26 protein-coding genes are annotated in these 22729 nt (G+C 55.8%); 23 read left to right on the forward strand and 3 right to left on the reverse strand.

Annotated elements, in window-relative coordinates:
* Positions 1-8 precede the first annotated feature (8 nt).
* The 23 genes from ACESY8_RS06020 (at position 9) to ACESY8_RS06130 (ending at position 19270) form a co-directional block, all read left to right on the forward strand.
* Positions 9-563, forward strand: coding sequence for an SUKH-3 domain-containing protein (locus ACESY8_RS06020; RefSeq protein WP_054338402.1), 555 nt, complete (start codon positions 9-11; stop codon positions 561-563).
* A 35-nt stretch (positions 564-598) separates the two neighbouring features.
* Positions 599-1144: a hypothetical protein gene (locus ACESY8_RS06025; protein WP_007493214.1), complete on the forward strand. Its 546-nt coding sequence runs from the start codon at positions 599-601 to the stop codon at positions 1142-1144.
* 16 nt (positions 1145-1160) lie between these two features.
* Positions 1161-1487, forward strand: a complete 327-nt coding sequence (locus ACESY8_RS06030; protein ID WP_054338403.1) for a DUF5713 family protein — start codon at positions 1161-1163, stop codon at positions 1485-1487.
* Positions 1488-1708: 221 nt separating this feature from the next.
* Positions 1709-2440: a DUF4241 domain-containing protein gene (locus ACESY8_RS06035; protein WP_054338404.1), complete on the forward strand. Its 732-nt coding sequence runs from the start codon at positions 1709-1711 to the stop codon at positions 2438-2440.
* An 11-nt stretch (positions 2441-2451) separates the two neighbouring features.
* Positions 2452-3411: an NTF2 fold immunity protein gene (locus ACESY8_RS06040; RefSeq protein WP_055180368.1), complete on the forward strand. Its 960-nt coding sequence runs from the start codon at positions 2452-2454 to the stop codon at positions 3409-3411.
* A gap of 10 nt (positions 3412-3421) precedes the next feature.
* Positions 3422-3658, forward strand: a complete 237-nt coding sequence (locus ACESY8_RS06045) for a hypothetical protein (RefSeq protein ID WP_007493205.1) — start codon at positions 3422-3424, stop codon at positions 3656-3658.
* Between the two features lie 15 nt (positions 3659-3673).
* Positions 3674-5155 carry a hypothetical protein gene (locus ACESY8_RS06050; RefSeq protein ID WP_054338405.1) on the forward strand — a complete coding sequence of 494 codons (1482 nt, stop codon included), beginning with the start codon at positions 3674-3676 and terminating at the stop codon, positions 5153-5155.
* Positions 5156-5167: 12 nt separating this feature from the next.
* Entirely contained in the window at positions 5168-5767 is a 600-nt protein-coding gene (locus ACESY8_RS06055; RefSeq protein WP_054338406.1) for an SIR2 family protein, read from the forward strand.
* A 2-nt stretch (positions 5768-5769) separates the two neighbouring features.
* On the forward strand, positions 5770-6048 hold the full coding sequence (locus ACESY8_RS06060; protein WP_174888197.1) for a hypothetical protein: 279 nt from the start codon (positions 5770-5772) through the stop codon (positions 6046-6048).
* Between the two features lie 7 nt (positions 6049-6055).
* Positions 6056-6901 carry a riboflavin biosynthesis intermediates N-glycosidase gene (gene ybiA, locus ACESY8_RS06065; protein WP_434307942.1) on the forward strand — a complete coding sequence of 282 codons (846 nt, stop codon included), beginning with the start codon at positions 6056-6058 and terminating at the stop codon, positions 6899-6901.
* Positions 6889-7347 carry a C-GCAxxG-C-C family protein gene (locus tag ACESY8_RS06070; RefSeq protein ID WP_009260970.1) on the forward strand — a complete coding sequence of 153 codons (459 nt, stop codon included), beginning with the start codon at positions 6889-6891 and terminating at the stop codon, positions 7345-7347. Before ybiA ends, ACESY8_RS06070 begins: the two co-directional genes overlap by 13 nt.
* Positions 7348-7378: 31 nt before the next feature.
* On the forward strand, positions 7379-7591 hold the full coding sequence (locus ACESY8_RS06075) for a hypothetical protein (RefSeq protein WP_054338409.1): 213 nt from the start codon (positions 7379-7381) through the stop codon (positions 7589-7591).
* 1 nt (position 7592) lies between these two features.
* The gene (locus ACESY8_RS06080; protein WP_009260968.1) at positions 7593-7904 is read left to right on the forward strand and encodes a DUF6881 domain-containing protein; all 312 of its coding nucleotides are present in this window, start codon (positions 7593-7595) and stop codon (positions 7902-7904) included.
* Positions 7904-8314: a DUF6966 domain-containing protein gene (locus ACESY8_RS06085; RefSeq protein WP_054338410.1), complete on the forward strand. Its 411-nt coding sequence runs from the start codon at positions 7904-7906 to the stop codon at positions 8312-8314. The genes ACESY8_RS06080 and ACESY8_RS06085 overlap by 1 nt, the downstream gene beginning before the upstream one ends.
* Positions 8315-8325: 11 nt before the next feature.
* Positions 8326-9294 carry a hypothetical protein gene (locus ACESY8_RS06090; RefSeq protein ID WP_434307941.1) on the forward strand — a complete coding sequence of 323 codons (969 nt, stop codon included), beginning with the start codon at positions 8326-8328 and terminating at the stop codon, positions 9292-9294.
* 107 nt (positions 9295-9401) lie between these two features.
* Positions 9402-9860 carry an RNA 2'-phosphotransferase gene (locus ACESY8_RS06095; protein WP_434307940.1) on the forward strand — a complete coding sequence of 153 codons (459 nt, stop codon included), beginning with the start codon at positions 9402-9404 and terminating at the stop codon, positions 9858-9860.
* 36 nt (positions 9861-9896) lie between these two features.
* Positions 9897-10247: a DUF6547 family protein gene (locus ACESY8_RS06100; protein WP_054338412.1), complete on the forward strand. Its 351-nt coding sequence runs from the start codon at positions 9897-9899 to the stop codon at positions 10245-10247.
* A 15-nt stretch (positions 10248-10262) separates the two neighbouring features.
* The gene (locus tag ACESY8_RS06105) at positions 10263-15869 is read left to right on the forward strand and encodes an immunity protein Imm33 domain-containing protein (protein ID WP_054338413.1); all 5607 of its coding nucleotides are present in this window, start codon (positions 10263-10265) and stop codon (positions 15867-15869) included.
* A 21-nt stretch (positions 15870-15890) separates the two neighbouring features.
* Complete coding sequence (locus tag ACESY8_RS06110; RefSeq protein WP_054338414.1) at positions 15891-16169, forward strand: Imm32 family immunity protein; 279 nt, start codon at positions 15891-15893, stop codon at positions 16167-16169.
* On the forward strand, positions 16166-17278 hold the full coding sequence (locus ACESY8_RS06115; protein WP_054338415.1) for a hypothetical protein: 1113 nt from the start codon (positions 16166-16168) through the stop codon (positions 17276-17278). The genes ACESY8_RS06110 and ACESY8_RS06115 overlap by 4 nt, the downstream gene beginning before the upstream one ends.
* Positions 17279-17382: 104 nt before the next feature.
* Positions 17383-17736 (forward strand): hypothetical protein, encoded by a 354-nt coding sequence (locus ACESY8_RS06120; RefSeq protein WP_243427567.1) that lies wholly within the window; start codon positions 17383-17385, stop codon positions 17734-17736.
* A gap of 6 nt (positions 17737-17742) precedes the next feature.
* A complete protein-coding gene (locus ACESY8_RS06125) occupies positions 17743-18003 on the forward strand; it encodes an SMI1/KNR4 family protein (protein ID WP_243427568.1) in 261 nt (86 codons plus the stop codon).
* 388 nt (positions 18004-18391) lie between these two features.
* Positions 18392-19270 carry a DUF4261 domain-containing protein gene (locus ACESY8_RS06130; RefSeq protein ID WP_044942891.1) on the forward strand — a complete coding sequence of 293 codons (879 nt, stop codon included), beginning with the start codon at positions 18392-18394 and terminating at the stop codon, positions 19268-19270.
* Between the two features lie 371 nt (positions 19271-19641).
* Here ACESY8_RS06130 and ACESY8_RS06135 read toward each other — a convergent pair whose 3' ends face one another.
* The 3 genes from ACESY8_RS06135 to ACESY8_RS06145 all read right to left on the reverse strand — a co-directional run bounded on the left by ACESY8_RS06135 (position 19642) and on the right by ACESY8_RS06145 (position 22728).
* Positions 19642-20265, reverse strand: coding sequence for a CatB-related O-acetyltransferase (locus ACESY8_RS06135; protein WP_434307939.1), 624 nt, complete (start codon positions 20263-20265; stop codon positions 19642-19644).
* A gap of 15 nt (positions 20266-20280) precedes the next feature.
* Positions 20281-21657, reverse strand: coding sequence for an MATE family efflux transporter (locus ACESY8_RS06140; RefSeq protein ID WP_054338416.1), 1377 nt, complete (start codon positions 21655-21657; stop codon positions 20281-20283).
* 627 nt (positions 21658-22284) lie between these two features.
* Positions 22285-22728, reverse strand: coding sequence for a GNAT family N-acetyltransferase (locus tag ACESY8_RS06145; protein WP_035301026.1), 444 nt, complete (start codon positions 22726-22728; stop codon positions 22285-22287).
* Between the last annotated feature and the right edge of the window lies 1 nt (position 22729).

Consider the following 22729-nt stretch of genomic DNA (forward strand, 5'->3'; position numbering starts at 1 on the left):
TGGTTCGAATGATCAAAGAACGCACCCTAATCTCCGGCGACCTCAAAAGCAAGGTCAAGCAGCTGATGGAGTACGCCGGGTGGTACGAAGGGCGAAAAGTTGACATCTCCATTGCGGAGCAGTATTACGCCGATCATGGCGTCCCGATGATGAAGACCGTCCAGCGGTTTTACCGCAAGTATTTCGGCCTGTGCTGTGAGTGGTACCTGGAGCAGAAAAAGATGAACTGGGCGGCTGACTTTGAATTTGCTTTGTTTCCTTACCTGGTTAACGGGATCAAAGACCATTTGGAGGACGCCTATTTTCGGGACATGTCCGGCTGTGAGCTGGCGGAGATCGAACAGGCCGCCGGTGAGCGGTGTCAGCCTATCGGTCATATCGGCTACTACTACCCGGCAGAGGTTTGGATCTCCGAGTACGGGAAACTGTATGCGAAATATGAGTATCAGGATGAGATTGAATGCCTTCCCGATGTGTTCGCCCTGATCGAGCGCGATTTGCGGCAGTGTATATTTGATTCCGCTGCCATGAAAACCGTGGAGGCGCTGGATGGGAAGCAATGAGAAATCAATCGCAAGCATAACTGGAGGAAATAGCTATGGATTATTTGAAAATACTGCGTGAAAATCCTAATTTGGCAGAGGAATTTGATTCGCTTTTTGACTTCTTCCTGCTGGATGAGTTGTCCCCTAGGGATGAGGCGGACGGTCGAGCAACCTTCACACTGCCCGGCATGGCATTTGCCAGAGATGGCTCCGGCGGAGAATACCACTTGTTGGAAGATGGCTCCATCGGCTATTACAGCAGCGAAGGTGAGACAGGCCGTCTGGCTGAGAGCATGGACGATCTCTTTTCCCTGCTTGTGAGCTGTATCTGCTGGCATGACTGCTGTGATACAAAGCAGTATGTGGATTCCAAAACACTGGAGGAATATGGGCAGAGGCAGCGTAACTGTAACTTGGAAGATATGGATAGGGGCAGCTTGCGGCGGGTGTCTGATGTGCTCGGTATCCCTACCGGTGAGGCGCTGGCTCCTGTTCTGGAGAGGTTCCGCAAAGCAACACAGCGCCAGCCCCTGTATCAGTGTATTTTCCATGAGGACGACGGAAGCCTGACCAAATCATACGGTTTGATGTTTGAATGAGAAAGGAGCAATCACGATGAAAGCATTTGACCCGGATTATAAGCTGTTGGACGAGATGTATCAGGATGATTACTATCCTGCTTTTCTGGTAGACAAGGTAAAGGACGAGCTCCAGAAGGTCATCGACTTGCTGGAAAGCGGCGAAACCGACACCGAAGTGATACAGGAAACGCTGGATGAGGCAGTCTGCGGCATCAATGATCTTCAGGAGGAGTTTGACGAGAACGACAGCGAGATCGAAACGGTGGCCCGTGATTGCATCGGCGTTACCGTGGCCTACATTCTGGAGTGGTTCAATATCCCCATTGACACCGAGGAGGCCATCCGGGAAAGGGACTGGTGATACCCGTGGCAAAAAAAGAACTGGCCGTTTGTGATGAGTGCGGCAGCCTGTTTTTCAAAGGCCCCTCACAGATGATGGGACTGTGCCCGGAATGTGCCCATATTCTCTATGGCTATCCGAATTGTCCCCATCATTTTCAGAATGGCCGGTGTGTGAACTGCTACTGGGACGGCTCAAAGAGCGGGTACATAAAGGAACTGAATCAACAGGAGGAAGCTGATATGCCTACGACCGAATGGCTGAACAAATACGAATCCACCAAGGACAAACTGGCCTGCAAAGCTGACCTGGAGGCCCATTTTACAGAGAAATTGATTGGGAACATGGCGGTGGATGTGCTGGACATCGGCCCCGTCCATTTCCCCACCGGGCAGATCTTCGCCTGCGATCCGCTGGTGGAGCTGGAGGACACGCCGCCCTTTATACAGACAATCCCCGCCGGGACTTACCCAGTAAAAATCTGCGTGGTACCCAGTGAACAATACGGCGACCGCTACGCCTGTGTCAAGGTGGAGGTCAGCCAGGAGAAGCCTGTCCGCTATGAGTTGGGCATGACAGGCAAAGAGGACCTGGAGGAGGAACTGGGCGAGGACGATTATTTTGGCTTTGGCGTAGACGCCGGGATGGGGTGCATTGCGGACATCCAAACCCAGGCAGCCTTTAAGAGGTACTGGGCCAAGCGGCTGGAGGAGGACCCGGACATCGACCCCTACAACGACCTGTTCTGCGACTTGATGGAGGAAAACGCCAAAGCCCATCCCAAGTATCAGGAGAGCCACGGCGACTGGCTCAACTGGACGATACCGGGCACGGACTGCAATCTGCCTGTCTTCTCCTCCGGCTGGGGTGATGGCTACTATCCCGTCTACTTCGGCTATGGCGCAAAGGGCGAAATTTGCGCCGTGTATGTGCGGTTCATCGACATCGAAGCCTGCTACAAGGAGCAGGCGTAAGGAGGAAAGCGATGGAATGGCCAAAACGGGCGCGGACAGCAGCATGGGAAAGCGGTGTCCTGACCCTGGATGGAGAAAAACAGTTTGAGATCCCGGAGCTGACCATGAATCTAATAGAGCGACTGGCTGGCTACACCCTGGTGGGGTTCCATGTGAAGGACTACCCTGTATCGGATGAACTGCTTGCAGCCTTTGCCGGACATAAAAGCATGGTCAACTTTGGTGTGGAAAACGCCGCCCTCACCGACGCCTGTTTTCCCATTTTTTCTGCCATGCCCAAGCTGCGCTATCTGCTGCTGGACGGCAACGCCGCCATCCACGGCAGCGGCCTGTCCGCCCTGCAAAACTGCAAGCTGGATCTTTTGACCCTCAACCGCACCGGGCTGGACGACGGCGGGCTGCTCCAGGCAGCCGCCATCCCCAAGCTCTCCCACATCCAGATCGACCATACCGCAATTACCTATGATGGTCTGCTGGCCGTCGCCGGGAACAGCCGGATCGAGCCGGTGGCCCATGAGCAATTCACTAAGGAGCAGATGGAACACTTCTTCCATATCCAGCGGGAGAAGGCCAAAAAGCCCACTGTGCTGGACGAGCAGGCGGCGGAGGAATGCCGCAGGGTGTTGTCCGCTTTCTTTGCCGAGATGACAGAATGGGAGCAATATATGGAGCAGGCCGGATTTGAGGACTCCGAAGCTGCGCCCCGCCTTCTGGCGATCTGGGAGAGGTATGTGAGCGAAAAGCCCCGTCCGGGCTACCGGCCGTTGGCACTCTCTTACAGCGCCCAGGGAACCTACAAGGGGGAAGGGTTCCTGGACGCGGAGCAGATCACCAAGAACAAGCTCTACATCTACACCAGAGAGGAAAACACCGGCTTTGACCGTCGCTTCCTCATGAAGCGTGTGGACGGGAGCTGGAAGATCGACGCGGTGCAGGAGCGGCTGGACGGCTGGCAGCGCGTGGGATTGTGAGGGATACGAAATGACATGGAAATTTGAAACATCCGGTTTCGATGGGCAGTGTACGTTGTTTGGCGTAAATATCTTTCAATACCGCTGGCGCGACTGCCGGGAAACAGCGGCGGTCATCGATCCCCATTACGGCACGGAAAAAGTGTTTCATGTCTATGAGGTGGAGATCAACGGGCAGATCCACCGCTTTGCCGCCGGGGAGTTCTCCAACTGCGTGTGGGGATTCTACCTGGAAAAGAACGGATGAGAGGATTGCTGCCCCATGAAAGCTAGCGCCGGATCGGTCTATACGGTCTACAACCAATACCTGAAACGCTACACCGCCTGTCAGGTGGCCTATATTGCACCGCCGGACACGGTGAGCAAGGAGTCCTGGGCGGTGATCCTCTCTCTGGATTGGGTGGGCGACGCCCCTCTGACCGCGGAGGAACTGCCCCATCTCCGCCCGCTCTACAAGGACTTCATGTACTGGCCCCGTGAACTTCACCTGCTGCGGGTGCCGGTGGAAATCCCGCCACAGTACACGCTGGTGGGTATCCTGCCATCCTTCGCCGATGAGCCCTGCCACTCCTACGGTCGCTGGGATGACGGCTATGAGGTGTACCGTCAGATCAAGTGGCAGGAGATCCCGGAGGAGCGGCGGCGGGCCTTCAAGGAGGCCATAGAGAGCGACGGGGAAACGGAGATTGGCGGTATCCCGGTGAAGGTCAGCAGCCATCGGCTGATGGACAAATATCTACCCTTTGGCTCAGCGCGGGAACTGGAGGCGCTGCCCTGCCTCTCCGACCTCATCTGCGAGCGGTGGCACCCGGATCTGCTGGAGTTTCTGCGGGAAAACCCCTTCCTTGATGAACTGACTTTACTGAGCCACGGTCAGAGGGAACTTGATCTGCGGGGCACCAGCGTCAGAAAGCTGATGCTGGACATGACTGGCCTGGAGGAACTGTGGCTTGGCGAGGAGACGGAGCAGCTCCTGTTCCAGAACAAGGGGCCGGACGCCTGCACCATCCATGCCGCCGGAAATGGCAGCGGTTTAACCCTCCAATTTATCAGGGAATACCGCCCCCACCCGGAGCTGCCGAACCTGTGGGGACTGCATGGTATCCGGCTGGAAGGGTTTGACATGACCGGCTTGCCCGTTGTTCATCCCAGCCTGAAGGAGCTGCGGCTCTGGGGCGCGCCGGGAAACCTGAGACATTTCTCTGCTGTGGCACAGTTCCGAGAACTGACAGACCTCTCCACCTTCGACCTGTTCGGCTTCGACGCGGCCGACACCCCAACCCCGGAGCAGATGCCAAATCTTCACTGGTTCTGGATGACCAGCCTGCCGGAGGACGCTGCAAAAGCGGCAAAACAGCTCTGGAAAGGCAAGCCAGGCATGGATCTGCGAATCACCAAGCCCCGGAAACCGGAGTGGCTGGCGCAAAATCTGGACAACCCCTTCCGGGGCTGGGACGGCGCGGAGCATATCCCCGCCAGTGCCGCGAAAAAGGCAGCCGATCAATACCGCAAGACTCGTTCTCAGATGATGAAGCTGGCCGCTGAGCCGGACGGGGACGCCCAGACCCAGGCGCTGGAGGCGGTGGCAGCCTATACCCAGACCTTCAATAAGATGCGCTTTATCGAAACCGAGGAACGGGATGAAATTTATATGGCCCTGCGGGGTATCCTGGATGCCCTGCCGGGAGATACGCTCCAGAAAGATGCCCTGATCGAACAGTTTGAGCAGCTACGAGATTTTTGAGGATATGAATTGATGAACCGAATGGTTGATGAACCCTATTTTACATATAGTACCTACAGCGCCCTGACCTCCGGCATCCAGGTGAAATGCCCAAAATGCAACCGCGCAGGTGTTGTGACAGCGGACGATGAAAATGCTTATTTCCGATGCCTGAGCTGCGGCCATCAAGAAACCCGCGACCGGACGGTCTACCGCTACGATGTACATAACCAATGTAGGAACTGTGGCAGGTGCTATCGGGTGGACATTGAAGATGAGGCAAAGCAGCACTTTTCCGTTCTCCATGTGGCCTGTCCCTATTGCGGGACGACCATGTCGGGCGAGGTACACAAGACGGCGGAGGCTTTCTCCTATGCCGCTGAGATCAAGGACGGAAAGGAGCCCTGGTTTGGTCTGGAACTGTGGTTCCTGACCTCCTTTCAAGGCAAGCCGGTCTGGTCTCTCAACCGGGAACATCTTGCCTATCTGATCGACTATCTCAGCGCCGACCTGCGGGAAAAGCCGCTGGGCATCCCACGAAAGACCCAGGCTGACCATCTACCCACCTTCATGAAAACCGCAAAGAACCGGGAGCGGATCGTGAAGCTGCTGAAGAAAATGCAGGAGGAATGAGGATGGAGCAGAAAGTTATTTACAACGGCCAGGTTCTTACTCTGACCCAGTTTTGGGCTACGGGGGAGCCTTGCCTGTGGATCACCGACCCACAGCAGATCGGGATACCAAAAATGGAGTTTGTAGGCGGATACCCAAACGAATACTGCATTTTCCTGAAAAATCTGACTGAAACGGAGTTGGCACAAATCACATCCCCGGACGGTACTCCACTGGATATGACAGAAGAACTGCGGCAGCATCTAACAGGAAAGGGCAAACCCTATGGCGCTACAGGATAAGAAAATCATGCCTCCCCCTTGGCTGGCTCACCGGGAGATCGAGCGATACTCCATCGGCTGGCGCATGGGCTCTGGGGAGGATTACATAGACCGATTTGGCGATTGGCTGGACGCCCTCTCATCGGAGGAGCGGACGGAATACCGCAACCTCTTTCCCGAACCGGTGACCTGGAAGGGCTGGTGGGATGACGAGGACAAGATTGAGGTGCTGGAACATGGTGACTTCTGGGTGGATGCATGGCAGCCGGAGGGCCAGCCCAAGTACACCCACCAGTGGCTCCAGCAGGAATTTTCCATGGGGAGAAAGCGAGAACTGTACCTATTCTGGGGCCATCAGCCTGCCGAGGGCGGCCAGCTAACGAAAAGCTGCCTCAGCCAGTGGTGGATGGAGGACTTCTGGTCCATCGCTGACACCTATCTCTGCATGGAGCAGTATATGATGGCCGCAAAAGCTGAGCTGTTCCGTGACGGGGAGATCCGGGACCAGATTTTGAAATGCAGCGACCCCAGGCAGATCAAGGCCCTGGGCCGCAAGGTGCGGGGCTTTGACCAGAAGGTATGGGACAGGTTCAAATACGCCATTGTGCTGGGTGGCAACTGGTGCAAATTCAGCCAGAACCGTGACCTGCGGGAGTTTCTCCTCTCTACCGGGGACAGCGTGCTGGTGGAGGCCAGTCCCTATGACAGCATCTGGGGCATCCGGCTCTCGTCCAGCTCCCCGGGGGCCCAGGACCCGATGAAGTGGCGGGGGCAGAACCTGCTGGGCTTTGCGCTAATGGAGGTGCGGGACGAGCTGCGCCGGGTGACGCAGAATGAAATGCTTTGCGATTGGAGTACGGTATGGCAGAAATGAAACTCTATGAACTGGTCAACCACTATCACATCGGCACCGAACTGACCTGCGCCGAGGCGATGTTCATGGCCTGCAATGAATATTACCATCTGAATTTGTCCGAGGAGACACGGAAGATGTTCTCCGTCATGGGCCTTGGGATGCAGACCGAGCAGTCCTGCTGCGGCGCTTTCACTGTGGCGGTGGGGATCATCGGTCTGATGACCGCCAAAGAGGGCCAGACCGATGTGAACAACATGGAGGGCTATCGGATGATTGCTGAATTAACAGACTTTATGCTTGGGTTCTATGGAACACTCCATTGTGTCGAGCTGCAAAGGCTGGAGATCGTAGGATACGAAAACCCCTGCCATGCTATTGTGGAGGCGCTGGCCAAAAAACTGGAGGAGCTGCTGGCGGGCCGCAGCATCTTACGCCCGGCAGATGCAGGACAGATTGGCTCCTGACCTTTGGCAAAAGAAACAGGAGGTCATGAACATGAGTATTGAACTTTCCCGCGACGAATTGCTGGTGCTGTACGACCTGCTCCACCGGCTGGAGGATGTAGAGGAGATATTTGAAGATCCGTCGGAACAAGAGGTCCTCTGGCACATTCAAACACAGCTTGAAAAGGAATTGGTTGAGCCGTTCCATGCGGACTACCAGGCCATCATCGAGGAAGCCCGCCGTGCTGTGACGGAGCAGTATTGAGATGGAGTACATCAAACTCTTTTGGGAGGGCGCACCGGAGGGAGAACCACCGGTCATCCTCTATGAGGTGGACACAGAGCATGAGCGGCTGGCCTTCCGTTCCATTGACATTTTCGCCGGCGGCCGCACCCACAACATCCCCGACCTTTACGACGGAGCCATTGAAATCACACCCATTCCCACCGTGGAGGAATTCAACGCCCATGTCTGGGGCGAGGAGTTCCATGCCTGTTTGATAGAGAAAACGGAATTTGAGGCCGTCTGGGAGAGCCACACCCACAATGGAGCGTTAAAGCAATCAGGAGGAATCTGATGAAACAGACAGATATTTATACTGAGGCCTTGGTCTGTCTGCGGCTAATCCTACAGACAGACCACCCGGAATTCAAAAACTGGCTCGACTGGCTGGGGCTGGATATTGAGGATTGGACCCAGCGGCGGGAGGTCGCCCACCATCTTTTGGCATACGGCGGAATGGGTTCTTTCAACGATCTGCCCAATATGCGGGGAAACCATGATTATATCTTCGATTTTCTCAAATCGGTGTGCTACACCTTTGGCCACCGCAATGGCAAGCGGCAAGGAATTTCACCAGAGGCATTGATGGAGGAGTGTGTCCACGATGCAGAGCAGGCATCCTATCATCCCCATAAGGGACTAAACCGAGCTATCGCCCAACATCTGATGCAAGGCAATTTACAGGATAATCTGGATCGACTGTAGGAGGACTTGCTATGAACGAAAAACGATTTCGCCCCCAATTCAATCAAATGGATACCACCGAGAAACAGGTGCTGATGGAGAACCTGGCTGCTCGTTATGCTATGACCTTCCTCGGTCTACATACCTTTGACCGCTGGGGCCAAAGCTGCACCACCGGCATATTCGAAAAAGATGGCCGGGAGTTCGTCTTTGTCCCCGGCGATACCGTCACCTTGGGCTGGGAACGGTTCGCTGTGGGACTGAATCAGGACAGTCGAGAGGAACTGGACTATCTGTTCCAGGAATGGGAGATGGAGTGTGATTCGGAGGAGATGATCCGTGAAAGCATGGCTCCCGTTCGGCAGGCAGCCATTGGCCCTATGCTGGTGGGCCGGGAGCTGGAGGAGCTGTGTTGGGAGCCGGTCAAGATGGACGATCCCAGACTGACCGCCCGCCCCGACTGGCTGAAGAAGTTCCGGGATTTTGCCTGGAGCGACCTTGACAGCCTTACCTTGCACCAGTCAGCCCGTATTGAGCGGACGGAAAAGGGCTTTCAGATCTGGATCTATAACCGCACAGACTACGGTGCGCTTCTTGACCAACTGGAGAAGCAGGGCCTTTCGCTGCCTACGGCGGACGAGTGGGCCTATCTGTGCGGCGGCGGGTGCCGCACCCTGTTCCCCTGGGGGGATGGAATGGACTACTCCATGCATCTGCACCATTTTGAACGTCCGGAGGATGAGGACAAGCCCTTCGATATGGAGGAACCCAACTTCTTCGGCCTGTCCGTCGCCTATGACCCCTATATGCGGGAGGTGGTGAAAGCCAAAGGGTTTACCACCTGCGGCGGCGATGGCGGGCGCAGCATCTGCGGCGGACTGGGAATCTTTCTCGGCTTCCTGCCCTGTTCGCCGCACTGTAAGCCGGAAGTGCAGGAGGAGAAGGAACTGAACGGCGACTATGACTTCTACCGGCCCATCATCCGGATAGAGTCAGCTTGAGAGATCATTTGGAGGACACTGCACGAGAGAGACAACACCTGATCTTACAAAGATCAGCAAATATGAGTTTAATCCTTCGGCACAAGCCGGAGGTCATCAGAACCTAATTGGACGCCCATGGCTGGGCGGATGTCAATGCGCTGCCGGCGGGCATCGGTAAGAAGTACCCCATCAATCGGGACATTCTGGAGGAGATTGTGAGGAGCGACAGCAAACAGCGGTATGCCTTCAATGAAGACCGGACGCTGATCCGAGCCAACCAGGGGCACTCCATCCAAGTGGATGTAGGACTCCCCGTAACCGAGCCGCCGGAGACGCTGTACCACGGAACGGCCCAGCGGTTTTCCGCTGGCGGAGTCCTCCTATCGGGCGCTATCCCTATCTGGGCGACCGGGAGAAGGCGCTCCAGACCGCGAAGCGGTTGGCGACGGAGCGGCTGTGGCCGGGCCGACACAGGTTCCACCCCATGTCCTTCTTTGAGAACCCGAACCTGCGGGAGCTTTTGCTGGAACCGGAATCCCTCCGGCGCATCCGGGAGGCTGCCCTCATTGACAACGGGAGTTTAATACGGAAATAAATTGCTTGGGAATGGAGGATCTGCCATGAGCAAGGAGCTGAAACTGTATAAAGCATTTATTGACGGCCTTGTGGAGCGTAAAGACAGCATGACGGCCCGGTGGGTCAAGGGCGATGGTTTCCCCCAAACGGATGACAACAAGGCAAAAAACGATCTTTTCGCCGCACTGACACCAGCGCAGAGAGAAGTGCTGGCTGAAATACTTCAGGACGAACACATTGCGGGTATCCATGATGCCCTTGCATATATCAATGAGATGATGGATCTGGAGGGACTGGAGCTTCATCAGGATGGTGAATCCTATCCCAACGACTATTTTGAGAGCCTGCACTATGACTTCATCAGCCGTTGTGACGGCGATGAGTGGCCGGAATAAAAGGAGGCATGACGGATGTATATCGACAAATACTGGGGCAACTTTATTGGAGGTTCCGATGACAGTCTGAACCTTGTGGCGTTTTTGGAGGACCAGAAGAAAGAGGAGATCCCTCTCAGCGAAATCTTTGCCAAGGTCGGGCTGGACAAGCAGAACTGGGACTTCCACCAAACGGTGGAGTATCTTGAGTTCACCCACTCCAATGGCGTGGAGATCGACTTTCACTTCGCCATTGATGTCGTCACTGATCTGGCCGCTATCCTGCTGGAGTGTAGTGTCAGCGGCGGGGTAAACCTCCATGATCTGGACGAGTATAACACCCCCTCCCGCCGCATCCGTGTCACAGCCACGGCAGAGGAGCACGACGCTATGGACAAGGCTCTGGCAGATTTCGCCCAAGATCCCCTGTCCTATGACCTCCACGATCTGATGAGCGATGAGGAGATCGAGGAGATGGCCCATCAGGTGGCGGCGCTGCGAAAGGAGCTGTACGAGTCCGCTGGCCGCAACCGCAGCTACCATGTGAAGGCGGAGGACATGAAGAATCTGCTCCCCGACTGGGCTGGGGCCGATGGCTGCATCGCCACCAACCGCATCACGGTGGAGGGCTGCAAGGTTGGCTACTGCTACCGGGAGGAGCCGGATGGCGACTGGGACAGCGGCTGGCGCTTCACCGCCGGTGACGAGAGCGATGATTACATGGACGACCCCAACAACGCCGGGCTTTACAAGCTGAACACGATCTGCAACGACGATTCCGACATTATCCCGCTTTTGAATACGCCCGCCCCCTGCGCCTTTGAGCGGGATGAGCATGGCGTGTTCCAGCCGATTAAAGATTGGAAACCAGAAAATGAGGAGGAACCGGATATGGACATTTTACAGCAGTGCCAGAGGTGGCATGAAAACGACGAATACCAGAAGATCATTGACGCGCTGGAGGCTATCCCCGCCGAGGAACGCACTCCTGAGATGGACAGTGAGCTGGCCCGGGCTTATAACAATCTGGCAGACCCAAATAAGCCAGGCGGCAAGGATATGCTCAAAAAGGCGATTGCTTTGCTGAAGCCCCATGAGGAATACTTCGAAGGCGACCACTACTGGAACTTCCGCATGGGCTATTCCTATTACTATCTGGACCAGGAGGGGCGCGCCCTTCGGTACTTTGAAAAGGCGCTGGAGGCCCGCCCGGATGACGCGGATACCAAAGAATTGATTGATTCGTGCAAGAAAGGCATTGCCCTGCCGCAGTTCTCGGAGTGCTTCCGGGAGCGGACAGAGGACTGGTGGGAAACCTTTGCCGAAATGGAAGGGGCACTGCGCCAGATGATGGACGAGGACAAGGATCACACCCGTGGCGCGGAGATTGTGGCCCAAATGGAAGATACTTTGAACCTGGTCTTTGACGAGATCTCCTTCGAAATGGGCTTCAACGGAGAGAAGTACGAGCTGATCCTCACCCCGGAGGGGGACAGGGTCAAGCTGTTTGAACTGGTCTACTTTCAGAAGCACGCCCCCAAGGAGGTGCTGGAACACTGGAACATCCTGGTGGGCCGCCAGCCCATCCGGGATATCGGCCTGCGCACTGACGACGGCTGGGATATCTCCGGGGATGACGTGCAGATCTGGTTGGAGGAGCAGGGTGAAAACAGTTTTACTATCTCCGCCTACTGTGAAAAGCTGCTGCCCATGCTACGGAAAGAGGAAGGCCGGGCCTGGTGGATGCTAACCACCCTCACCGACCAGGTGCTGGGTGAGATCTCCCACATGTGGTATATCGACGGCTTCGATGTGCTGGAGGGGCCCAGGGCGGAGCCTTCCCTTCTCCTCTCCCAGCTGCCGGACAAGCTGAAAGAGCGGGGGGTGGACCTCTCCACCGCCCCGGAAGCGTACTTAGACAGCTGCCTCGCCTACAAAATGGAGCCCAATAAAGACCCGGACGCCGATTGGCGGCTGGATGTGATCGCCGGTTCCACCAACTGCGTGCCTCTGATCAACGGCTATCTGAACGAAGACAACGACTTCATGGACGCTCTCCATGCCGACGGCGCGGTGGCGGGCTTCTTCTGCTATCCCCTGGATACCCTGCGGGAGGAAGAAGGAAGCCAGAAGCTCTTCGACTTCCGGGACAAGCTGGAGGAGGTGTTCACCTCCGGGGAAGGCCCGGAAGTGCTCACCCTCACAGGCGGGGCCACCGGTCTCTTCTGCGGCTATGTGGACTTTATCGCCTGGGACATTCGCACCGCACTCAGGATGGCCAAGGCGTTCTTTGAGGACAGCGGCATTCCCTGGGCCAGCTTCCACACATTCCGCCGTGAAGCGGGCACGGTGAACCTGAAAGCGCCACCTGAGGAGGAGCCGGCTGACGGGGGGCAGGCCGCCGAGTTGGCCGAGCCGCTGACGGGCATGGACTATATCCCTTACACCCCGGAAAACGCGGAGGAGTTTTTCGCACAGATCGAGCAGTGGAACGACGCGGACGAGTACACCCGCTGTATCCAGGCGCTGAACGCCATCCCGGAGGACTGGCGGAACTACCGCACGACCTACGCTCTGGCCCGAGCGCTGGAAAACTACGCCATCATTGGGGACCATGACGAGGGCACGCCCCGTTACAAGGGAGACAAGGCCCTGCTCCGCGCCATCGATGTCTTGGAGTCCGTTTGGGAGGAGGGCCAGGACAAGGCGGAGTGGAACATGCGGATGGCCTATGCCTATCAATATCTCTTTGAGCAGGAGGAGAAAGCCATTCCCTACGCCCAGCGGTGGGCGGAGCTGGACCCTGAGGATGAGAACGCCCCGGCGGTGATCCGGGAGTGCCAGGAGGAGATCGCAAAGCGGGGCGAGGCGGAAACAGACGGCGAGACAGACCACACGGGCGTCTTCACCGGCTTTGTCCTGCTGTCCAGGGGAGAATGGGACAAGGCGCAGTTCATCCGGGACATGAAGGAAAAATGGGACATCCCCGTGGAGGAATACGACGCAAGCGAGGACAAGAGCGACGACGCTCTGGTATTCGAGGTGGGCGGCATGGTCGCTGCCGTCAGTCTGGCGGCCTGTCCCATTCCCGGCGGCGAAGCCGAGGCCAACGCGGAAAACAACTATATGTGGGAGGATGCCGTAAAAGCTGCCAGGGAGCACCGCGCCCACATCATGGTGGCGGTGCTTGGCAAAGAGGAAGATGTTCTGGAGAAGGGCAAACTCTATACCAAATTGGTGGCTGCCTGCTGCCGCCAGAAATACGCCACCGGCATCTACACCAGCGGCGTAGTGTTTGAACCGCGCTTCTACGAGGGCTTTGCAGACATGATGCGGGAGGACGAGCTGCCCATCTTCAACTGGATTTGGTTTGGTCTTTGGCGGGATGAGAACGGCATGAACGGCTATACCTACGGCATGGATGTGTTCGGCAAGGACGAGATGGAGGTGCTGGGCACCGATGCCGAGCCAGGCGACCTGCGGGACTTTTTAGCCAGCCTTGCCTCCTATGTGCTGGAGAATGATATGGAACTCCACGCTGGGGAAACCATCGGTTTTGCGGAGGATGATAAGCACGCCATCACCCGCAGCCCCGGCGTCGGCCTGCCGGAAGATCAGATGACCCTAAAGATCTCCTGGGAGTCATTGGCTGGCGGTCCGGATGATGACCGTGAGGACGGCCCGGACGGTGAAGCCCCCCAGGATGAGGAATCCAGTGTTCCCGAGGTCTATACGGAGGAGGAACTGGCGGCCGTCGAGGGGCACATCCAGCAGTATTTCGGCAAGTTTGGGCATGTGTTCCATGAGCTGTCTTCCCCGGACATCCATGTGGACATCTGCGTGGTGCCGCCCTCCCAGGAGCGGGACTACTACACCCTGGTCACCATGGGCATGGGCGCCCACCGGATGAATGTGCCGGGGGCGCTGGCGGAATACAAGCTGGAGCGGGCGGAGCTGGCCATCGCGCTGCCGAGGAACTGGAAGCTGAAGCATGAGGATCTGAAGAATGAGCGGTGGTACTGGCCCATCCGCCTGTTGAAAACCCTGGCCCGACTGCCCATTGCCAGCGATACTTGGCTGGGTTTCGGCCATACCATGGACAATGAGGAGGACTTTGCAGAGAACACGAAGCTGTGCGCCGCCATTCTCACGCCCCCCCAGGGGACGGAGGACGGCAGCGAGGTCTGCACCCTGCCGAGCGGCGAGGAGGTCAACTTCTACCAGGTGCTCCCCCTCTACCGGGACGAGCTGGAGTACAAACTGGCCCACGACGCGGACGCCCTGCTGGATAAAATGAACGGCATCAGCTTTGTGGCGGAGCCTGACCGTCAGAATGCCGCTACCAGCGGTACCCTTTCGGACGGGAACCCCATAGGCAATATGGACGATGCTGCCTGGCATCTGGAGACCATCCGGGAGAAGCATCTGCCGGTGGACGAGATCAACGCCTATAATCACATGGCCATCTACCTGCGCTGGTGCATGGAGCATGACCTGATGAGTGTAGAATTTATCGAGCGGTACAGCGAGCAGTATCAGGCGTTTCTGGCAGATATCAAGCAAGCGGACTTGCGTTCTTTCATCCGCGATGTACTGAAGGGACAGCTCTTTGGCGCTCTATTCAACGAGAAGGGCGCGGCCTTTGCCGGGTACTACTACGGAGAGAGCGACAGCCCTTACTATCCCAGCGATATCGACAGCTACGCCGTCAGCGTCATCGGGCCGGAGCGCAATTACTCCGAGGAGATCCAGGACGAGGCGTACCTGTTCATCCCCTTTGACGAGGACTACTACCAGGCTATGGCAGAGGTGATCGAAGAACGCTTTGCCAACTGGCAGGGTCAGGACTTTGACGAGGATACGCTGGAGCCCTCCGAGGTGGCTCAGGCCATCATGGAGTATCTGGACTGTGAATGCACCTATTTCCCTTCCATGGCAGATGACGACCCCATCATGTCGGCATACAGCTACGCCAGGCGGGACGCCGCCCATGAGGGCTTCGTGCCGGTGCTGATCAGAGCGGACGACGAGACGCTGCTGGAGTGCCTGGTGATGAACGCCGACCCGGAGCACGACGCGGACTGCTATGAATTTGACCTCAAAACCGTGACGGAGTACCGGAAGAAGATGCTCTCCGCCCCCATCAAGGACGGCAAGGCAGTCCTGGAGGCATTGACCGGCCAGCGCAAGGAAGAAGCCGAGGACGATGACATGGACTGGGAGGAGGAAGTTCTTGGAGAGATGGAGGGCGGCTATGACAATGACCGATTCTCCTGCTATTGGGATTCGGATAGCCACATGACCTATCCCCTCATTTTGGCCAAGATCCCGGTAAAGAACCCCTGGGAGATCTTCGCCTACCTGCCCTTCGGCAACTGGAATGAGTGCCCCGACACCCCGGACCTGATGGCAGTGGCGAGATACTGGTTCGAGCAGTATGGCGCCATCCCTGCCGCCATGAGCCACGACGAGTTGGAGTTTGACCTCCCGGCCCCTGTTTCCCAGGAGAAGGCCATGGAGGTAGCCACAGAGCAGTACGGCTTCTGCCCGGACATTGTGGATCAGGAGCAGGATGAACCCACAGTGGGCAATCTGGCGGATGTTCTGCGGCAGTCCACTGTCTGGTATCTCTGGTGGGATTGATGGAAGGCGCCCCGGCAAGCGATGAAAACTCAAACACTGACCATTCAATGGAATGATAAACATCTGCCCATCCTCCCTGCGGAACCGGGTGCCCGTCTCACCTTCCTCACCCATGCTGGTGGAAGTGAGCTGGAACTGACGGGCAACCGGGCCGGTCTGCTCCTGCTGGCGAAAGCCGCTCTTGGTATGGCGGAAACCGCTTGTGCGGATGGCTTCCATATCCATCTGGACGACCTATACAGCATTAACGCTGATGGAAAGAGCATCCTGATCCGAAAGGAGGAACGATCAAAGCTATGATGGAAAAAGTCTTTCTCAACCCTGCCACCAACAAACAGTGGCAGATCGAAATTGACGGCTATACCATCCGAACCTGCTTGAATGGCGGGAAGGTCAAGGAGATCCTGTGTGACTCCGCCTTCCAAGTCAAGAGCAAGGCGGCCAGCGCCATGATGGGCCAAATGCGGAGAGGATTTATCTATCAGAATCCAGACGCCGCCGTTGGAGAAGCGCAGTGCCACCGGTTTGTCGGGAAGGACAGCAACGGGTTTCTCCCCCTGGCCACCGCCCTCACACGGGATGACTTCTTCCTGACGAGGGTGGCCGGCGATTTTGAGGACGAGATCCTCTATCACTTCGATGGCAACGGAGAGGTCCTAGAAACTGTTTCCCTAGGGGCTAAGAGAATGACCTATGAGCAGATCCTCTGCTCCAATGATACCCTGCTGATGAACAACAGCTATCTTCTCCAGCAGTTCTCCCTCCGAACCCATGAGATCACGCCCTTTGCCAACAAGAAAAACAGCATGAGAACCATGCTGGATGCCAGCGGCGACCTGGCCCTGTGGTACACAGGAGAGGAGATTGTTGTCTTTGACTTTGGGTGCAATACAGAGGTGTGGCGGGAAACGGTGAAATGCAGGAAGTCGAAAGCTCCGAATTTTACTTATTACTGCTTCGGGATGCTCTCTCCCCAGCAGAGCAAAGCGGCCTACTGCGTCAACGAAGGCGAGTATGTGCTGGTTGATCTGAAGTCCGCCCAAAAAGTAGCGGTCCCCAATGAGGGCTGGCATCCCTTTTTCTCCCCGGATGACCAGTGCTTCTCTGTGGGCGGCAAGTTTTATCTAACCCAGACCGGAGAGGAAATGGACAATCCTTTCCCGTTTGCCGTCCGGCAGGGACTAAGTTTTTCGGATACCTGCACGGTTCGGACAAGGGGCAGTCTGATGGCCGTTCAGCAGGAACGGGGCAGTTCCCCTATAGAGCTGTGGGATACCAGCAGCGGCCAACTGCTGGTATCCATCGATGATCTCTTTGTGGTGCGGCAGACGAATTTCGCCTTTACCAAGAGCGGACTTGTCCTGCACACCGATTATGGGGCCATGAGTATCTACCACTGCCCTTCCTGAAACGGACGACCGGACTATGGATAAAGAGACATCGACAGCAAAACTCCTGGACTTAGCCGAAGGACGGCCCCCCCGAAAGCTGGCAGGGCTGGTGGGACAAGCATGTGCCGGAACTGGAGCCCCTGCTCAACCGGGGAGAATTTCTGAATCTGACACCCTGCCAGCATGATTTCCATTGGGTTCCGGTGCTTACCAGTCAAAAGGGAGCTACCGCCATTCTGGAAAAAGGTGGCGTGGTATTTGAGGCCAGCAATCTCTATCCCAAGCGGTATCTGGCAGAGCTGGATGCTTTTTGCGAGGAGCAAAAGCGGGTGCAGCGGGAAACGCAAACGGAATTCAAGGCGAAACACCCAGAGTTGTTTCGCTGCTACCTCAAGTTCTCCAAGGCATTGGCAAAGGCTCTTGGCCCCTCTGATGAGATCAAGCCCGCTGCCACTGAGGAGCAGATTGGAAGTTGAGAAAAAGTGCTGGGCTTTACACTTCCGTCCCAGGTTCGGAAGTTTTTCCTGCCGACCGCAGACATCTATGTATCCACAGACGTGATCATTGATCTTTTCGGAATATTTGATCTGACCCTCCATGTAGAGCGGTATTGCGTATCGGGCGAGTTCTGGAAAGACGCAGGTGGCGACCAGCTTCTGCTCTATCCTGATGACGAAACCATATGGTACTATGCCCATGGAGATGATGACTATATCCTGGTTGTGGGGATCTATTGTGATTGAGAGGTGGTAACATGGCAAGCGTATCCACTTGGAGCGGAATCCGGAACAAACTGGAGCAGGACTACCTCTGCCCGGCTCTCCGCGGGCACATCCAATAATCGCATCCTTTTCTCCCATGCGGCTATGTGGACCACGCCTGGGCCGCGAGCCGCACGGTGGAGGAATTGGATGCAGTTGCGGGAAGCCATATCCAGGAAAAAAACAGTATGACACATGGGATGATGAGGATAAGGCCGGCTATCAACTCTACCTTTAGGAGCAGGACATGGAAAAGCGATCCTACCAGGACTGGTATCTGAGCCAATCCCTGGAAACTGCCCCAAGAAATCGTCCAGCAGGAACTGGAGTTTCGATTCAAGTTATTCCCTAACAAAAAGGAGGAAACGAAATGAGCAATGAAGTATTCCAGCAAAATTTGAATGATGAAAAAGGCTCCCGTCCCGGCGGGCCCTATCTCATTCAGATGCTGTTCAAAGAGCCGGTGTCTATGCCTGGAAAAGCAGAAATGACCGCTGTGATGGAAAAACACATCGGGACGGCGGAGTGTTTCTGTCACGATAAAAAGACAGCAGGCTTTGCCGCCCTGGAGCATATGGCGGAATTCAAGGATGTCAAGGCTCCGGTACAGCTCATGGTGATGGGATGCAGCAAATTTAAGGGTAAAGGCTTCGACGCGTTCCTCATGAGTCAGATGTGGGACTGTCAGGAGGACCGGGAACGGATCTTCCGGGAGTGCCGGTATCAGGTCGTGGCCACGGATATGCTGGCAGCGGCGCTTTTAGTTCTGGAGCGGGCCAACCTGGATGCTGACTTTGTGGAGGCCCTGGCGGAGCTGTACCCCACCTGTGAGGCGTTCTACTTTCAGAACTGCGGCAAGCTGCTTCTGGCTGAGGATGTGTGTTCTCAACAGATCGAGGGGGCGGACCGCTTCATCCGCTTCGGGGTCAATGTCCGTTTCTTTAACATTCAGGGAACCGAGGATATGCTCATCGACACGGTGGGTATGAGTACCCTGTTCCTGCCGGACCTACAGTACCATTTCCACGGAATGGATCCCAACTGGGTGGTGAACCACGCCTACAATGCGGCGTCGTATATTCTGGCAAATGACAACCCCATCAAGGATGGGGAAACGATAGATGGCATAGCGGACGGCCAGATGAGCCGGGAGCTTCAATGGAAATGCCGATATGAGGATGCTCTGATCCAGCCGCCCAGGGGAGTGGTAGACATCCATATGGGCGAGTATGCTTCCGGAAAACGCTGAACTGATAAAACGACTTCCTGCGCAGTCAGAGGAAATGTTTGTCGTCCCCTTAGGTGGATTTTTCGTTCAGTCGGTGTATTCTTTGTCTATTACATAATAAAATCTGATATGCCTGATATGAAAAACTTGCTTCTCAGACATTCTGAGGGTACAATACCCAAAACCCGAACATGAAAAGAGCCCTTCCGAACAGGCGGCAGCCGTTTTGCTGCACCTGGTCAAGAAGGGCTCTCTGACCAAATGTAAGACCACAGGCAGATTGGAAGTAAACGGAAACAGCAAAAACAAGGTTGTCAAAAAGTGATTATTTCACAAAAACATCACAACACCCCAAATTAAAATGAACCGCTCAGCTTTGACCGTAAAACAGGTCATCTGATTTGATCGAGCCGTCCCGACTGGATCGCATCTAAATTGGCCTTGAGCCGTTCCTCCGGCCAATCCCACCACCGTAGTTCCAGCAAAGCCGCGATGAGATCCTCAGAAAACCGCTTTCGGATTGGCTTCGCAGGGATACCACCTACGATGGTATAGGGTGGTACATCTTTTGTCACAACGGCCCTGGCGCCGATGACAGCCCCGTCTCCAACGGTCACACCCGCCAGGATGACCGCCTCGTAGCCAATCCACACATCGTTTCCAATCACAATATCCCCCTTGTTGTCCCAGGCTTTGGCCACCTGTTGCCGCTCCAATCCCCACTTCTCAAAAAAGATTGGGAAGGGATATGTGGCGAGAGATTGCAGCTTGTGGTTGGCGCTGTTGAACAGGAACCTGGCCCCGCAGGCGATGGAGCAGAACCTGCCGATCACCAGCCGGTCCTGGTTGACGGGATAGTGATACAGCACATTGTTTTTTTCAAAGTCAACAGGGTTATAAACAAAGTCGTTGTATATGGTATAGTCCCCGACAATAATACTGGGAGCTTTCACGGCATGCTTGAGATAAACTGTCTGACGGTCTCCCGTCCGGGGATAGATGTTTGATTCATTCATATTCTTTTTCTCCTTTTACTCGTTTCGGCTGCCCTGTGCTGGCGGTTTATGCACCGGCGTTCTCCCTTCCCAAACCCTGCTTTTAAAGTAGACCAGCCCCACAAGAGCAGGCAGGATGGGCGAAAGGGCCTGGCCCAGATAGATCCCGGAAAAGCCCAGAGAGAGGGGAAATGCCAGCAGCCATCCCACTGGCAGGCGCACAACGACGGCGTCCAACAGGGCATTGACCATGGCCACGTGGGCTGCTCCCACGCCGATGGCAAAGGAATCTAGTGTGTACATCGCGGCGTAGATCAGGCTGTTTATACTACAGCAGGTACGCAGGTACTGCACCCCGCAGCGGATCACCTCCGGGCTGGTGCCGTCAAACATGCAGATGAGAGGTTCGGCCAGAAGCTGGACCACCACCGCTACCGCCGCAGTGACCGAAAGGTTCAGCAACAGGCCGGACCGCACCACCTTGCGGGCCCGCTCAATTTGGCCAGCCCCCAAACACTGGCCCACCATGGCGGTTATTGCCTGTCCGATGGCCCAGCAGTGCATCCCGGCAAAGGTGTTGATCTTCAGTCCCACACCGGACGCAGCGGCCACCGGAGTTCCAAACTGGTTGAGCATCCCTGTCACCAGCAGATAGGCCGTGTTCACCACAACCATCTGTATGGCGGTGGGCAGGCCAACCTTCAAGATGGCCAGCAGCTTTTCCCGATGAAACTCGATTTTTCTAAGAGAAAAGCCCGGCTGATACCGCCGTAGATATACCAGGGAACCCATAAAGGAAACACCCTGAGCCGTGATAGTGGCCCAGGCTGCGCCTGCCGTGCCCATGGAAAGCGGCCCAACCAGAAGCACATCCAGCACCACATTGAGGACCGTGGCGACACCTACGAAAAAGAGAGGCGTTTGGGAATCGCCCAACCCCTTCAGGATAGAACAGACCGCATTATAGCCAAAAACGAACACCGTTCCACAGCAAATGATCTTCATGTAGCCGCAGGCATCCTGATAAGCATTCGCCGGTACATTTAACGCCTGAAAGAGGGCCTCATAAATGGCGAGGCCGAGGATGGTAACAACAGCGGAACCCACCAGCGATAGAAAGAACAGCATTCCGATCGTGTCCCGCTGACCCGTTTGGTCGTTTGCGCCCTTGCACTGGGCCACCAGAACGCTCCCTCCCATAGTCAGGCCAATGCAAAGGGAATTGATGATAAAGCACAGCATGGAGGCGTTGCTGATGGCGGCCAATCCAGTCTTTCCCACGATTTTGCCTACCACCAGCATATCCACCACATTGTAGAGGGCCTGCAGCAGGTTTGCCAGAAACAGCGGAAAGGCGAACCGAATCAGTTTTTTCGGCACGCTCCCGGTCAATAAATCTTGTCCTTGGGGCATATAATATCTTCCTTTCAAAAAACAGAGGACAGCACAATACTGTGCGCCCTCTGCTCCATCCCCCTAAAATGGGTATCACAAAAGGCCGCGGACAAAACATCGTCCGCGGCCTGAAATGGTCTATCTTTTCCAGTCAGCCTGCAAAAAGGGGTACAACAAACCCAAGGCAGTGAATTCCTGCCCTGTCCTCCCGGTTTTACAGGTTGAAATTCCAGTAAGGCTCCGCACAATGTTTTGTGGTATAAACTTGTGTGGAGCCAAAATCAATGCAGAATTTTCCGAACAACATCGTGCCCACCTCACTTTACTGCAATAAATACTATACCAGGTGTGCTTCCGCCTGTCAATGTCCTTCTGATGGACGGTCATTGACAGGTCAGAGCACAGTTCCCTCAACCAGAGTGTGGAGGATCACATCGGCTACGCGGAAAACACTGTGGAGATTGAGGGCGGCAGCCACACCCAGTTCGGCAACTATGGGCCCACGTGAGCGGTCTTCCGGCCACCATTTCTGCGGAGGAGCCGCAGAGACAGATGGTACCGTCCATCGGAGCCTCTCTTGCACATCGGATATCAAGGCAACCCCTATTAGCCAGAAAGCGGAGTGGCCGGCAGGCACTCCGCTTTTCATAGTTCTCTTTGCAGATACACCATATCTACCAGCTTGACTCCGCACTCATAGATGGGGTGGTCGTAGTGGTCAGTGAAAAAGTTCTTGACCAGATGATGCCTGCAAAAGCCGCAGCTCTCGTAAAACGGGATGGTGGAGGGGCTGTCCCCAGTACCCACCTGTAGCAGCGTATACTGTCCCGCGTAGGCTCGAATGAGGAAGTCCACCAGGGCTTTCCCATAGCCTTTGCCCTGAAAGTCCGGCTCCACGGCGATGTTTTTCAACTCCAGAACGCCTCCGCCCTCGTCGGTTACGACACACTCCGCCTTAACTCCGTCATCTTCCAGCACATACATGCTCCCACGCTCCAGGTAACGGTCGATCATGTCCTCCTGCTCATCCGCCAGCAATAGCAGCGCAAGATATTGCTTCTTATTGGTTTCAACCCTTCTGATTTCCACG

It is taken from the genome of Clostridium sp. ATCC BAA-442, assembly GCF_964239415.1.
In the GTDB taxonomy this organism is placed as follows: Bacteria; Bacillota; Clostridia; order Oscillospirales; family Oscillospiraceae; genus Flavonifractor; species Flavonifractor plautii.